The sequence below is a fragment of the Sulfurimonas marina genome, from assembly GCF_014905095.1.
In the GTDB taxonomy this organism is placed as follows: Bacteria; Campylobacterota; Campylobacteria; order Campylobacterales; family Sulfurimonadaceae; genus Sulfurimonas; species Sulfurimonas marina.
The window spans coordinates 1,152,001-1,167,904 of record NZ_CP041165.1 but is presented as its reverse complement, the minus strand read 5'-3'; the positions used below and the strand labels follow the sequence as shown (position 1 = coordinate 1,167,904).

Below are 15,904 nucleotides of genomic sequence, written 5' to 3'. Positions count from 1 at the left end.
AAAACAGGAATCAAAAATGGGATTTAGAGAAGAATATGCTGCTCACGTAGCAGAAAGAGAAGCTTTAGGCGTTCCTCCACTACCACTTACTGTTAAACAAACAGAAGAGGTAATCGAATTTATCAAAACTGGTGAATATGTTGAAGAGATGTTAGAACTTCTTGAAAACCGTGTATCTCCAGGTGTTGATGATGCTGCTTATGTAAAAGCTGGATTCTTAAATGAACTAGCAATGGAAGAGCATCACGTAGCTGCAATTGCTCCTGAAAAAGCAGTTGAAATGCTTGGAACTATGCTTGGTGGTTACAATGTGAAACCATTAGTAAACTCATTAAGTTCAAAAAATGAAGCTGTTGTAAAAGCTGCTGTTAAAGCACTTTCTCACACTTTACTTGTTTATGATGCATTTAATGACGTAGAAGAGTTACACAAAGCTGGTAACGCTGCTGCTACTGAGGTTATGACTTCATGGGCAAATGCAGAGTGGTTTACTTCAAAACCTGCATTAGCTGAAAAGATCACTGTATCTGTATTTAAAGTTCCTGGTGAAACAAATACGGATGATTTATCTCCAGCATCTGAAGCGTTTACTCGTTCAGATATCCCTTTACATGCAAACTCTATGCTTGTTGCTAAAATGGATAACCCGATTGAGACTATCAATGAACTAAAAACAAAAGGTCACCCTGTTGCTTATGTTGGTGATGTTGTTGGTACTGGTTCTTCAAGAAAGTCTGGTGTTAACTCTGTTCAATGGCACATGGGTGAAGATATTCCAGGTGTTCCAAACAAACGTACTGGTGGTGTAGTTCTTGGTGGTATTATCGCTCCGATTTTCTTCGCTACTTGTGAAGATTCTGGTGCATTACCATTAGAGTTAGATGTTACAAATATGGAAACTGGTGATGTTGTAGAGATCTATCCATATAAAGGTGAAGCTCACAAAAACGGTGAGTGTATTGCAACATTTAGCTTACGTCCAAATACTATTACTGACGAAGTTCGTGCTGGTGGTCGTATTCCGTTAATCATCGGTCGTGGTTTAACTTCAAAAGCTCGTTCAGTTCTAGGTATGGGTTCATCTGATATCTTCTTAACTGCTGAGCAACCGGCTGATAACGGTAAAGGTTATACTTTAGCTCAAAAAATGGTTGGTAAAGCTTGTGGTATGGAAGGTGTTCGTCCAGGTATGTACTGTGAGCCAGAGATGAGTACTGTTGGTTCTCAAGATACAACTGGTCCTATGACTCGTGATGAGATCAAAGAACTTGCTGCTCTTGGATTCAACGCTGACTTAGTAATGCAATCTTTCTGTCACACTGCGGCATATCCAAAACCGTCAGATGTTACAATGCATAACACTTTACCAGACTTTATCTCAATGAGAAGTGGTGTTGCTTTACGTCCGGGTGATGGTGTTATCCACTCTTGGTTAAATAGAATGGTTCTTCCAGATACTGTTGGTACTGGTGCGGATTCACATACACGTTTCCCAATTGGTATCTCTTTCCCTGGTGGTTCAGGTATCGTTGCATTCGCTGGTGTTACTGGTTCTATGCCACTTACTATGCCAGAGTCTGTTCTTGTAAGATTCAAAGGTGAAATGCAACCGGGTATCACTTTACGTGACCTTGTAAATGCTATTCCTCACCAAGCTATTAAAGAGGGTCTTTTAACAGTTGAGAAAAAAGGTAAGAAAAATATCTTTGCTGGTCGTATCTTAGAGATCGAAGGTTTACCAACTTTAAAAGCTGAGCAAGCGTTTGAGCTTTCTGATGCTTCTGCTGAGCGTTCAGCTGCTGCTTGTACAGTAAGATTAGACAAAGAGCCTGTAATTGAGTACTTAAAATCTAACATCGTTCTTCTTCAATCTATGATTGACGCTGGATATGAAGATCACAGAACTCTTGCTCGTCGTATTACGAAAATGGAAGAGTGGTTAGAAAACCCACAATTAATGGAGCCGGATGCTGATGCTGAATACGCTGCAGTAATCGAAATTGATCTAGACCAAATTACTGAACCGATCTTAGCTTGTCCTAATGATCCGGATGATGTTGCTACATTAAGTGAAGTTCTTGCTTCTGATAGACCAACTAACATTGATGAAGTATTCGTTGGTTCTTGTATGACAAACATCGGTCACTACCGTGCTCTTGGTGAAGTTCTTAAAGGTGAAGGTGCTGTTCCAGGTCGTCTATGGGTATGTCCTCCGACAAAAATGGATGAGAAACAATTAACTGAAGAGGGTTACTACGCTCTATTTGGTGCTGCTGGTGCTAGAACAGAGATCCCTGGATGTTCATTATGTATGGGTAACCAAGCGCGTGTTGCTGACAATGCTGTTGTATTCTCAACATCTACTCGTAACTTCGATAACCGTTTAGGTAAAGGTGCTCAAGTTTATCTTGGTTCTGCAGAGTTAGCTGCTGTATGTTCACTTCTTGGAAAAATTCCAACTAAAGAAGAGTACTTAAACTTAACGAAGAAAATTGTAGGTAAAGAAGCAGATATCTATAAATATCTAAACTTCAACCTAATCCAAGACTACAAACTAGCATAGTTTGTAGCTTGAAAAGATTAAGAGTTTTTAGCTCTTAATCTCTGATAATATCGAATCCTTGCGGAATATAAGGGTTAAAGATATTTAAATCTACTTTTTCATTCACTTTCTGATTTTTAAACATAATAGTTACTTCGTTTTCAAACTCATCAACATAAGCGATTGACTCGATTTTAATACCTTTTGTATATATAGTGTATTTGATATTGTTGAATGTTGCCGTGTATGTATCTTTTTTAATCTCTTTTGCACTTTTTATTAAAGCAAAAAAGTCAAAATTACTATCGATTGTTTTTATAATTGCCTGCTCTAGATCAGGCTCTATCATGATAACTCTGTTTTTTAGAACATAAACTGTTTTTTCTATCGGATTGTCGTATTTCCAAAGCGCATAATGGGGCTGAGAAGCTTGAATATCTCCTTTGTAAACAATCTTTTTGTTTTTCTCATCTGTAATGCTTTGTTCAAAGTCAGCTTGAAAACTTGTCAACTCTGTAATATTTGCAAAAGCGCATGAACTTAAAAGCACAAGTAAGAGGTTTAATTTCATTATTATTCCTATATTTATATGATTTTTAATTATAGCAGAGAAGCTATTTATACTTTCTGTAAACTTTTCTGTGATAGAATTATAGCAATTTCAAATCACTATATAACAAACTATATAGTGATTTATATAAGGTTGGAGATGCTACAAGCATTATTTGGTAAGATTATCGGTACAGCTAACGATAGAGAATTAAAAAAATATTTAAAACGTGTAAAAAATATAAACGAACTCGAAGAAAAATACGGGGCTTTAGATGATGATGCTTTAAAGTCTGCATTTAATGGTTTAAAAGAGGCAGTATTAAGCGGTGAAAAGACACTTGATGATGTTTTAAACGACTCATTTGCTATTACAAGAGAAGCTTCTAAACGTGTTCTTGGTATGAGACATTTTGATGTTCAGCTTGTAGGTGGTATGGTTTTACATGAGGGAAAAATCTCTGAGATGAAAACAGGTGAGGGGAAAACACTTGTTGCGACTCTTCCTATTATCCTTAATGCTATGGAAGGTAAGGGCGTACATCTTGTTACAGTTAATGATTATCTTGCTAAGCGTGACTCGAGTGAGATGTCTCCACTTTATAACTTCTTAGGTTACAGTGTCGGTACGATACTTGAAGATATGCACGATGCTGCTGAGAAAAAAGCTGCTTACGATGCCGATATCACTTACGGTACAAATAATGAGTTTGGATTTGATTATCTAAGAGACAATATGAGCTACTCTAAAGAGAATCAGGTGCAGCGTCAGCACAACTTTGTTGTAATCGATGAAGTTGACTCTATTTTAATTGATGAGGCTAGAACACCTTTAATTATTTCAGGTCCAACGAACCATAAAATGCAGGATTATATCCGTGCAAACTCGGTAGCGCTCGGCTTAGAAAAAGAGACACATTTTACGGTAGATGAAAAAGATAAAATTGTTTTATTGACTGAAGAGGGGATCACAAAAGCTGAAGAGCTTTTTGAAGTTGAAAACCTTTACAGTGTTGAGAACTCTTCACTTTCACACGTTTTAGACCAAGCTCTTAAAGCAAACTACGTTTTCGAAAACGATGTTGATTATGTTGTAAGAAACAACGAAGTAGTGATCGTAGATGAGTTTACGGGACGTTTAAGCGAAGGGAGACGTTTCTCTGAAGGGCTTCACCAAGCGTTAGAAGCAAAAGAGGGCGTTGAGATCAAAGAGGAAACGCAAACACTTGCAGATATTACTTTCCAAAACTACTTTAGAATGTATGACAAGTTAGCGGGTATGACGGGTACGGCTGAAACTGAAGCAACGGAACTTGCACAAATTTACAGCCTGGATGTTGTATCTATCCCTACAAATATTCCGATCGCAAGACAAGACTTAAATGACCTTATTTACAAAACTGAGATTGAGAAGTTTAATGCTGTAATTGCAAAGATTAAAGAACTTCAGGCAAACGGACAGCCTGTTCTTATCGGTACAGCTTCGATCGAAAAGTCTGAAGTGTTACACCAGCTACTTAAACAAGAGAAGATTCCACACACTGTACTAAATGCTAAGAATCACGAGCAAGAGGGTGAGATCATTAAGGATGCAGGTAAAAAAGGTGCTGTAACGATCGCTACAAATATGGCGGGTCGTGGTGTTGATATTAAAGTAAACGATGAAGTACGCGCACTTGGCGGTTTATATATTGTAGGTACGGAAAGACATGAAAACCGTCGTATTGACAATCAGCTTCGTGGACGTTCAGGTCGTCAGGGTGATCCTGGTATAACTCAATTTTACCTCTCTTTAGAAGATAACTTACTTCGTATTTTCGGATCTGACAAGATCAAGTCTATTATGGAGAGACTAGGTGTTGAAGACGGCGAATATATAGAATCTAAAATGGTAACTCGTGCGGTTGAAAAAGCGCAGAAAAAAGTTGAAAATATGCACTATGAAGGTCGTAAGCATATTCTAGAGTATGATGATGTTGCAAATGAGCAGAGAAAAATCATCTACAGATTTAGAAATCAGCTTCTTGATAACGAGTACGACATCGCTACAAAAGTGGATGAGATCAGAGAAGAATATATCGCATACATACTTGGTGAAGCAGGTATCTACGACGGACTTCCTGAAGAGGATTATAATTTAGAAAAACTTGCAGAGCTTCTTCAAGAGGAGATCAATACTTTTGTAGATGCAGATTCTCTAAAATCTTTAGAGTATGAAAAACTCTACACACATATCTTAGAGGGTGTAAAAGCTTCATATGATGAAAAGATGTCAATTCTAGATGAAGAGACAAGAAACGATGTTGCTAGAGAGCTTTATCTAAGAGAGCTAGACAATGCGTGGAGAGATCATCTTTATGCAATGGACGGTATGAAAACAGGTATCCGTTTACGTGCATATAACCAAAAAGATCCATTGGTTGAGTATAAAAAAGAGGCATATAACCTCTTTACGGAACTTACACAAAGTCTGAAACTAAACGTTATCAAAACATTACAAATTATTCAGTTTAAAGTTGACTCTGCTGAGGAAGAAGCTGCAAGACTTGCAGAGGAGTTGGCTGAACGTCAAAAACAACAAGATGCATTAGCACAACTGAATCTTTCAAGCAGTGGTAGTGATGATGAAAGTGTAACGTCGAAAAAACCGGCAAGAAACGATCCATGTCCATGTGGAAGCGGTAAAAAGTACAAACAGTGTTGTGGTAAAAGCGGTCCTAAAAAAGGTGTATTTGCATCTTGAAAAAGAATTTAGTTACATATCTAGTAAAAAAGTTTCTGCGCTTTGATAAAGAACAACCTTTTATCTTTATCTCTGCACTTTTAGCTTTTTTAGGTATCACTTTAGGTGTTATGGTGCTTCTTATCGCCATGGCACTTATGAACGGCTTTGATAATGAGTTTAAAAAGAAACTCACTATTATGAATTATCCTTTAACAGTTTTACCAAAGTTCTACGGTTCTGTTAATCAAGAACTCCTTATTGAATTAGAATCAAAATTTCCAAATTTACATTTTAGTCCCTATGTACAATCAGCAGTGATCTCAAAAAGCGGCTCGAAACTAGAGGGAGGCTATATCTTCGGTGTAGATTTTCAAGATGAAGCAAATGTAAATAGTGTCCTTAAAAAAGCTATAGGGGATCAGCAGTTTAATAAGTTTGATGTAATTGTCGGAAAATCTTTGCAGGAAGAGTATATGCTTAGCAAGGGTGACAAGCTTATGTATATCTTTACAAATGTTGAGCCGGGCGGTTTTAGCGTAACGCCAAAACTAAAAAGATTCCATGTACAATCAACATTTGATTCAGGGCTATCAGCGTATGATAAAGCGTATCACTATACATCTTTAGCAGCACTGCAGACACTGCTTCATATGCCTTCAGATATGTATGACGGTATCCATATCTACTCTGAGAATCCAAGAGAGGATATTGTACAAATTGCAGAGGAGTTACCTGTTAGTGTAAGCATTAAAGGGTGGTGGCAAGACAATGTAAACTTTTTTGCCGCTTTAGAGATGGAAAAAACCTCTTTATTTATTGTTTTAATGCTTATTATCTTGATCGCATCTATTAATATTATCTCATCACTTCTTATGACTGTAATGAACAGAAGAGGGGAGATCGCACTTTTACTCTCCCTTGGTACTACAACTGCAGAGATCAAAAAAGTGTTCTTATACCTAGGTATAGTTATAGGAATTAGCGGAATAATTGCAGGTGTAGTTCTTGGTCTTAGCGGTATATGGGTTCTTGGGACATTTGATATTATCGATCTTCCAAAAGATGTGTATCCAACTGCAACACTTCCACTTGACCTTGATATGAGCGACTTTTTTATGATCGTCTCAGGTGCATTTGTAATTGTTGTATTATCTTCTTATTATCCCGCTAAAAAAGCGAGCGAGGTAGATATTTTAACTGTATTGCGTAACGAATAGGTTTTAAAACCTATTCAAATATCTTAAACGGGAGTTTGAGCGTTCTTTTGATTATATTTAAAGGAGCGACAATCACCTCTTTTGCAAGTGCTGAATTGATTTTCGGATCACTTAACTTCCCTGTAATCTTCACACTTGTCGAAATTGCCTTACCGTCAAAAATAATATAACCTACAAGCGGTATTTTCGATACGTCGCTTGCAAGATCAGTTTGTAAATTCATCTCCATATCTACGCTGTCGTTTTTCAGATTTACTTTACCGTTTGCAGAGATTTTGAGCTCTTTTGAGTCCATATACATCTCGTTAATATCGTAGATCCCTTTATTGTAATCAAATTTCAAGTATGTATGGTTCATATAGAGACCGTTTTTACTGTAACCAGGTACGGAAAAAGTGATTAACGAAGGGACGGTATTGATAAACGCAAGTACATTGTTTAGAAGTACATAATCAAGCAGTGTACTTTTTTCTATTAAAAAGACTCCGCTGTATTTATCTAAAGAACCGTGAACATTAAAGTCAAAAGTTCCGTCTTTAAATTTTGAAAATGTAAAGAGTCTATCCATAAATTTATCGTTAAAACCCTCTCCGTATAAATGGAACTGATTGTTTTCAAGTTTAAACCCTGCCTTACCATTGAGGTGCTGCAGTTGGGCTGTAAGGATATGATCGTGATATTGAATTTTTAGATCATCCGATATAGCATATCTATTATCTCCAAGGTAGATATTAGAGTTTGATGCCGTTATATTAACATTTGCGGCTCCTTTAGAGCTATTAGAGTCGTTACTGTCGATACTTGAAAGAAATTCGATTGTATGAGGTAAAGATATGTTACTGTCATGTATATTAATGTCTACATTATCCTCAACTGCTATATCTATAGTCTTATTCACTTGAATATAAACATTTTGTTTTGTTGTCAGTTTTCCTTCAATCTTGTAAAGATCAACCGGTTTATTGTTCTCATATAACAGCTTATACGGATAGTTGAGCTCTGCTTTAAATCTAGTGATCTCTTCATTTGACTTTTTATATATATTTACTTTACCGTCTGTAAGGTGGTATTTTTGCATAAGATCAGATTGTCTATAGAGGTTTTCTAATGAGTGAAGCTTCAAAGACCACTGTTTACTATCGAGATTAAATGTAGATCGCAGTTCTGTAGAAGCTATACGAATCTTATCATCTTCGATCGAAGCATTGAGTAATACTTTTTTATTTTTATAGATGATTTTATTGTTTTTAGGATTTCTTATGATTAAATCATTTAAACTAAAATGTGCTTTATTTGTTGATAGATCATACTTTGTATTTACTCTTGCCTGTGTAAATTTTCCAAAAGTGAGAAGGGGACTTTGTATATAAAGGTTCTGATCTTCAAGTTTTAGACTTAGTTTTGAGAGTTTAAGTTCACTGCTCACCGCCTGTAAAAAGATATCGTCAAGAGCATTGAGTGTTAAAACACTATCTTTATACTGAAGTTTAAGCGGTGTATTTGATTGAGTAGATTTGATACCGTTATATTGAAAGTTCAAAATATCAAATTCAAGATTTGCGATAACTTTTTTGAGATCGATATCCCCTGAGAAAAACCCGTCTGAAATATCTTTAATGCTAAAATAAGAGGTCGGTATATGGAGTTGAAAACTGTTGAGATCTAAAGGCATGTCGATTTTATCGATCTTGATCGGTGTATTGTTGTAGAGCCAAGATGAACCCTCAATAGAGAGAATATCCTGTTTTGGATCTATATAGTATGTAGCAAGAAGCGGTTTTTTTGCAAGTTTCAGTTGTTTTTGCAGTTGTGCTTTAGTAATTCTTAGTTTAACATCCCCTTGAGCCTCTTTCGCATTGTAATTGATATCAACCTTTGCATTGATCATATTTTTATAACTGGCAGACATATCTTTTACTTTGATATCATAGTTGTTGAGAGAAAGTTTTAGATTTTGTATATCTATATCTTGACCAAGATAGTGAAAGTTTCCTTTTTTATTGTAAAAAGTTCCCTGAGCGTCTACATCTATGGTTTTTAGACCAACTGCCAGTGTTAAGTTTGTATCTACGCCTTCACCGCTGTTTTGTTTCATAGGTAAAGAGATCTTGTATGTTTTTAATACGTTGAGAATATCATCATCAAGCTGTGGTGAAAACTTTAAAAAGAGTGTCAGAAGCTCTTCTTGCTTTGTAAAATCGATTTTCAGCCAGCTTTCCTGCATATCGAAACTATATGAGAGTGCTTCTTTAGGTCTAATGTATAAAACACCCTCTTTAAACTCTAAGTCAGTGTGGTCTGTATGCACAGCATCTAGTTTGGGGTTATATGTATAGTTTAGTTTATTTGCTGAAGCTGTTACATGTAACTTTTTGTAGGCATTTTTGAGATCATTGAACTCTATAAAACCGTTTAGGGTGTATATCTCAAAGTTTTCAAGCTCTATTGCATCAAATACCCAGTAGTGTACCTCTTTAGGGAGCGGAACTTGACGGATAATCTTCTTTACATCCTGAATTTGATTGTGAGAGAAGAGTTTATACTTTAACTTTGAAGTATTCGCAGATGTATATAATGTAAGATTTGCATCATTATTTATATGAAGATCGATTTTTGAATATGTATCTAATGTAAACATATCTAGATAGATATTTCCATTAGCCGTAACATTGTTTGATTGGAACTTTTTAATCTCGATATTTGTCAGCTTCTCGTTAAAAGAGAGAGCTGTATCTATATGAGTTTTTGCAGAGTCTAGCTTCAGTTGTAACTTTTTGTCTGATTTGTACTGTATTTCACCTTTAAACTCATTATAGTGCAGGTGGCTTATAACGATAGAGTCAAAAAGAGTTATAAGATGGTAAAAGTTTTTTGTATAGTATGTTAACTCATGAGTAGAAAAATCTGTTTTTTGTTCTGTAGTTGGAGATATTTGGAGTTGATCAACATAAAGATTTAACTTCTGATCCCATTTTATATAAAGCTTTTTTATATTAATATTTGATATTGAAACATCTTCAAGATATAAACCGTTTTGAAGAACTATAAAAACAAATATAAGAGTGAAAATGACAAAAGACAGAAAGCTTATGATCGCAGAATGGATTTTAGATATAGTGTTAATTATTATTGTATCTTTCATTTATTACCTAAACAAGCCTATTCAAACGCCCAGAGTTCTATATATTCCTAAGGGCTCTATAAACCAAATTATATCACATTTACACAAGAACACTTATGATATTTCAAAACTTGATTCATATATGTTACGAATCATAGGTTCACCTCAAAGCGGCTGGATTGATATGGGTGATACTATAAATACAAAAGCGGACTTTTTATATAAGTTAACAAAAGCAAAAGCGGCACTACAAAATGTAACACTTATTCCTGGTGAGACCACTTATATCTTTTTACAACAATTGTCTGAGAATTTAGGATTAGACTTTAATACGCTTGAGGAGGAGTTTTTAAAACAGTCTCCTATACAAGAGGGTATATTGGTTCCAAACACTTATAAGATCCCAATAGGTATAACAGAAAAAGAGTTGATATCTTTATTATTAAAGCTTTCAATTAAAAGAATGAAAGAGTATTCTTATAAAGTGTTTGGAACATACAATGAAAAAAAATGGTTTCAGTATTTATCTATAGCATCAGTGATACAAAAAGAATCAGCAAATAATGAAGAGATGCCCTTAGTAAGCTCTGTTGTATACAATAGACTAAAAAAGGGAATGAAGTTACAAATGGATGGAAGTTTAAATTATGGAAAGTACTCCCATTTAAAAGTAACACCGAGTAGAATTAGAAACGATAAGTCCCTTTACAATACTTATATACATAAAGGTGTTCCAAAAATTCCCATTTGCAATGTAAGCTTTGAAGCAATACGTGCAGCAATATTCCCTGCTAAAACTAACTATTTATACTTTATGAAGTCTAAAAAGGGGGTTCACGACTTCACATGTAACTATTCTACACACATACGTAACATACAAAATGCTACCAAATGAAACATTTTGAAAATAAACGGCAATGTTTTGCACAGCTTTGTACAAATTGCCAATCTTAGTGATATCATTAAACTTGTAAAATCCATAAGATAAGTGGATTAAAATAAACACAAGGACATGATATGTCAAAAATTATTTGGTCAAAAATTGATGAAGCTCCGGCTTTAGCAACTTACTCTCTATTACCAATCGTTAATGCTTTCACTAAAGAAGCAGGTGTAGAAGTGGTTACTAGTGATATTTCTCTTGCAGGTCGTGTACTTGCGGCAATGGGTCTTGCAGAAGATGAACTATCTAAACTTGGTGAAGTAGTACTTCAAGAAGATGCAAACATTATCAAACTTCCAAACATTTCTGCTTCTGTAGGACAGTTAAAAGACTGTATTGCTGAACTTCAAGGTCAAGGTTATGATATTCCTAACTATCCTGAAAATCCAGCAAATGCTGAAGAAGAAGCAATTCAAGCTAAATATAGTGTTTGTTTAGGTTCAGCTGTTAACCCGGTACTTCGTGAAGGTAACTCTGATCGTCGTGCGGCAAAAGCAGTTAAAAACTTTGCTAAAAACAATCCACATAGACTTAAGCCATATGCTGAAAACTCTAAAGCTCGTGTAGCACATATGAGTGGAAATGGTGATTTCTATGGTAATGAAAAATCTGTTACTATGGATAAAGCACAAAAAGTTACTATCGCTTTAAATGGTAAAGAACTTAAAACTGTTGATGCATTAGAAGGTGAAATCCTTGACGGTACTTTCATGTCTGTTGCTGCATTACGTGATTTCTATAGAAAAACAATTGATGAAGCAAAAGCTGAAGGTCTTATCTGGTCACTTCACTTAAAAGCTACTATGATGAAAATCTCTGACCCTATCATGTTTGGTCACGGTTTTGAAATTTTCTTCGAAGAAGTTTTCACTAAATATGCTGATCTTTTCAAAGAATTAGGTGTAAATCCTAACCTTGGTATGTCAGACTTAGAGAAGAAAATTGCTGGTCACGCTCAAGAAGCTGAAATCAAAGCTGCTTTCCAAGCTGTTGTAGAAGCTGATGCTCCTAAAATTGCTATGGTTGACTCTGATAAAGGTACTACAAACTTCAACGCTTCAAATGACATCATTATTGATGCTTCTATGCCGGTTGTTGTTCGTGAAGGTGGTAAACAATGGGATAGAAACGGTGACGCATTAGAAACTGTTGCTGTTATTCCTGATTCAACTTACGGTATGTTCCATGCTGAGATGGTAGCTGATTGTGTTAAAAACGGTCAATACGATGTAACAACTATGGGTACTATGCAAAATATCGGTCTTATGGCTCAAAAAGCTGAAGAGTATGGTTCTCACCCAACAACTTTCGAGCTTGCAGAAGCTGGTAAAGTTACTGTAACTGCTGAAGATGGTACTGAATTAATGAGCTTTGACTGTGAAGCTGGTGATATCTGGAGAATGTCTCGTGCTAAAGATATTCCAATTCGTGACTGGGTTCGTTTAACTGTTGAAAGAACTCGTATCGAAGGTATCCCTGCAGTATTCTGGTTAGATGAAAACCGTGCTCACGATGCTGAAATGATCAAAAAAGTAAACACTTACCTAAAAGATCACGATACATCAGGTTTAGATATTCAAATCATGAATGTTACAGATGCTACACGTTTTACAAATGCTCGTATCCGTAAAGGTGAAGATACTATCGCTGTTACTGGTAACGTTTTACGTGACCACTTAACTGATATGTACCCAATTTTAGAGCTTGGAACATCTGCGAAAATGTTATCAATCGTACCATTATTAGCTGGTGGTGGATTATATGAAACTGGTGCTGGTGGTTCTGCTCCAAAACACGTTGATCAATTCTTAGAAGAAGGGCACTTACGTTGGGATTCACTTGGTGAGTTCTTAGCACTTGCTGAGTCTTTAAGATTTATTGCTCAAAAACACAATTCAGATAAACTAGCTGCTGTTACTGCTGGTCTTGATGCTGCAAATGACGGTTACCTTGGTAACAATAAAGCTCCATCAAGAAAATGTGGAGAGCCTGATAATAAAGCTTCTCACTTCTATGTAGCACAATACTGGGCAAAAGCTCTTGCTGAATCTGACAATGCAGAATTAGCTGCTAAATTTGCTCCAGTTGCACAAGCACTTGTTGAAAATGAAGATAAAATTATGTCTGAGCTTTTAGCTGCTGAAGGTAAACCTCAAGACATCGGTGGATACTTCCATCCAGATGATGCAAAAGCTGAAAAAGCTATGCGTCCATCTGCTACATTAAACGCTATTATCGACGCTATATAATATCGTTTTAGAAAACTACATGCTTTTTGCATGTAGCTTTCACTTTTTATATGAAACACCGAAGGTTGTTTTATATAAAAGGTGAAAAATAACCTCACCTTAATATGGCACGTAGTATACTTAAGTGTTGTGTGTTCGCACATATTGTTTAAGTGTATCTAAATGTGTGTCATAGTATATAATATCAAGGAGCGTAAATGAATCAAGGTAAAAGAGTAGGGATAGTAGGAGCTGGTAACGTTGGAGCGACGGTAGCTTATTCTCTCGCAATGCTTGGATCTTGTCATGAAATTATCCTACGTGATAATAAGATTGATGTAGCAAAAGGTAAAGCTCTAGATATGTCTCAAGCTGCATCGGCTGTAAGAAGTCATACAGTTGTTAGTGTTGCAGAAGAGATGTCAGATCTAGTTGATTGTGATGTAGTTGTTGTAACAGCAGGAAGCCCAAGACTTCCTGGTATGAGTAGAGATGATCTACTTATGATCAATGCAAATATCACAAGAGATGTTATTCAAGGAATAGCAAAATATTCTCCAAATGCAGTAATTATCATGGTATCTAACCCGTTAGATGCAATGACTTACGTTGCATTAAAAGAGAGTGGTTTCGATAGAAGCCGTGTAATCGGAATGGCTGGTATTTTAGATAGTTCAAGAATGGCAGCATTTATTCAAGAGAAACTAGGATACGGCGGAGGTCAAATCCGTGCTTCAGTTATGGGTGGTCACGGTGACGATATGGTTCCGTTACCAAGATACTCAACTGTAGCAGGTGTACCTCTTTCAGATGTATTAAGCCAAGATGAGATTGACGAGATCGTTGATCGTACTCGTCACGGTGGTGCTGAGATCGTAGGTTATTTAAAAACAGGTTCAGCATATTATGCACCTGCTAAATCAACTGCAATCATGGTTGAGGCTATCTTAAAAGATACAAAACAGATTCACCCATGTGCGGTTTATCTTGACGGTGAATACGGATATAGCGATGTTGTATCTGGTGTACCTGTAATGCTTGGAGCTAAAGGTGCTGAAAAAATTATTGAAGTAACGTTAGATGACAAAGAGAAAGATATGTTCAAAAAATCTTGCGATTCTGTTCAAACACTAATCGATACTTTAAATAAAAATAACTTTTTTGAAGGGAAATAATAACTTATGAGTACACGTATAGAAAAAGATACAATGGGTGAAATGCAAGTTCCGGTAGATGCTTACTGGGCTGCACAAACACAAAGATCTATTCAAAACTTTAAAATCGGCGAAGAAACAATGCCGTATGAAATTACAAGAGCATTCTCATATCTTAAAAAAGCAGTAGCTTTAGTAAATAAAGATCTTGGGAAACTTGATGCTGCAAAAGCTGATGCTATTGCACAAGCTGCTGATGATATGCTTGCTGGAAAACTTGATGGAAACTATCCTCTAGTTGTATGGCAAACAGGTTCAGGTACACAATCGAACATGAACAATAATGAAGTTCTTGCAAATCGTGCCACTGAAATTTTAGGTGGTGATTTCAGAAAAGAGAAATTAGTACATCCAAATGATGATGTAAATAAATCTCAAAGTTCAAACGATACATACCCGACAGCTTTACACGTAGCTTCTGTTATTGCAGTTGAAGAGAGATTATTACCGGCTATCGCTAAACTAAAAGCAACTTTACAAGCAAAATCTGAAGCGTTTAACTCGATCGTAAAAATCGGTCGTACACACCTTCAAGATGCTACTCCGCTTACACTTGGTCAAGAGATCAGCGGATGGGTAGAGATGCTTGCTAAGTCTGAAAAAATGGCTAAAGATTCATTAGAAGCTGTTCGTGAACTTGCTCTTGGTGGTACAGCTGTTGGTACAGGTTTAAATGCTCACCCTGAATTAGGTGAAAGAGTAGCTAAAAAACTTTCAGAGTTAACTGGTCATGATTTTATTACAGCTCCAAATAAATTTCATGCTTTAACTTCTCACGATGCATTAGTATTCGCTCACGGTGCATTAAAAGCTTTAGCTGCAGATATGATGAAAATTGCTAATGATGTTAGATGGTTGGCATCTGGCCCTAGATGTGGTCTTGGTGAGATCTCTATCCCTGAAAATGAGCCGGGTTCATCTATTATGCCTGGTAAAGTAAATCCAACTCAATCTGAAGCGGTAACTATGGTTACTTGTCAAGTTATGGGTAACGATGCAACTATCGGTTTTGCAGCATCTCAAGGTAACTTTGAGTTAAATGTATTTAAACCGGTAATCGCTTACAACTTCTTACAATCTGTAAGACTTTTAAGTGACTCAATCGTTTCATTTAATGATAACGCTGCAGTTGGAATTATGCCAAATGAAGCAAAAATTGATCATTTCTTACATGATTCATTAATGTTAGTTACTGCACTTAACCCATATATCGGTTATGAAAATGCAGCAAAAATTGCAAAAACTGCACATAAAAACAACTCTACATTAAAAGCTACAGCAATTGAGCTTGGTCTTTTAACTGCAGAGCAGTTTGATGAATATGTAAAACCAGAAGAGATGATTGCGCCAAAAGCGTAAGCGTCC

General features: G+C 36.1%; 9 protein-coding genes. 7 read left to right on the top strand and 2 right to left on the bottom strand.

The window, feature by feature from the left end; all coding sequences use genetic code 11:
• Positions 1 to 16: 16 nt before the first annotated feature.
• Entirely contained in the window at positions 17 to 2,563 is a 2,547-nt protein-coding gene (gene acnB / locus FJR03_RS06000; protein WP_193112630.1) for a bifunctional aconitate hydratase 2/2-methylisocitrate dehydratase, read from the top strand.
• Positions 2,564 to 2,597: 34 nt separating this feature from the next.
• Here acnB and lolA read toward each other — a convergent pair whose 3' ends face one another.
• Positions 2,598 to 3,113 carry a LolA-like outer membrane lipoprotein chaperone gene (gene lolA, locus FJR03_RS05995; protein ID WP_193112629.1) on the bottom strand — a complete coding sequence of 172 codons (516 nt, stop codon included), beginning with the start codon at positions 3,111 to 3,113 and terminating at the stop codon, positions 2,598 to 2,600.
• Positions 3,114 to 3,251: 138 nt separating this feature from the next.
• Between lolA and secA the strand changes: the two genes are divergently transcribed.
• Together secA and FJR03_RS05985 are read left to right on the top strand one after the other, a co-directional pair.
• The gene (gene secA / locus FJR03_RS05990; protein ID WP_193112628.1) at positions 3,252 to 5,834 is read left to right on the top strand and encodes a preprotein translocase subunit SecA; all 2,583 of its coding nucleotides are present in this window, start codon (positions 3,252 to 3,254) and stop codon (positions 5,832 to 5,834) included.
• Complete coding sequence (locus FJR03_RS05985; protein ID WP_193112627.1) at positions 5,831 to 7,033, top strand: ABC transporter permease; 1,203 nt, start codon at positions 5,831 to 5,833, stop codon at positions 7,031 to 7,033. The genes secA and FJR03_RS05985 overlap by 4 nt, the downstream gene beginning before the upstream one ends.
• Positions 7,034 to 7,043: 10 nt before the next feature.
• Here the strand turns inward: FJR03_RS05985 and FJR03_RS05980 are convergent, their stop codons facing one another.
• Positions 7,044 to 10,175 (bottom strand): YhdP family protein, encoded by a 3,132-nt coding sequence (locus FJR03_RS05980; protein ID WP_193112626.1) that lies wholly within the window; start codon positions 10,173 to 10,175, stop codon positions 7,044 to 7,046.
• Here FJR03_RS05980 and mltG point away from each other — a divergent pair.
• The 4 genes from mltG to fumC all read left to right on the top strand — a co-directional run bounded on the left by mltG (position 10,102) and on the right by fumC (position 15,898).
• Positions 10,102 to 11,049 carry an endolytic transglycosylase MltG gene (gene mltG, locus FJR03_RS05975; protein ID WP_193112625.1) on the top strand — a complete coding sequence of 316 codons (948 nt, stop codon included), beginning with the start codon at positions 10,102 to 10,104 and terminating at the stop codon, positions 11,047 to 11,049. The genes FJR03_RS05980 and mltG overlap by 74 nt on opposite strands.
• Positions 11,050 to 11,171: 122 nt before the next feature.
• Positions 11,172 to 13,346 carry an NADP-dependent isocitrate dehydrogenase gene (locus FJR03_RS05970; protein WP_193112624.1) on the top strand — a complete coding sequence of 725 codons (2,175 nt, stop codon included), beginning with the start codon at positions 11,172 to 11,174 and terminating at the stop codon, positions 13,344 to 13,346.
• A 197-nt stretch (positions 13,347 to 13,543) separates the two neighbouring features.
• Positions 13,544 to 14,500 (top strand): malate dehydrogenase, encoded by a 957-nt coding sequence (gene mdh, locus FJR03_RS05965; protein ID WP_193112623.1) that lies wholly within the window; start codon positions 13,544 to 13,546, stop codon positions 14,498 to 14,500.
• A 6-nt stretch (positions 14,501 to 14,506) separates the two neighbouring features.
• On the top strand, positions 14,507 to 15,898 hold the full coding sequence (fumC, locus tag FJR03_RS05960; RefSeq protein ID WP_193112622.1) for a class II fumarate hydratase: 1,392 nt from the start codon (positions 14,507 to 14,509) through the stop codon (positions 15,896 to 15,898).
• The last annotated feature ends 6 nt before the right edge of the window (positions 15,899 to 15,904 follow it).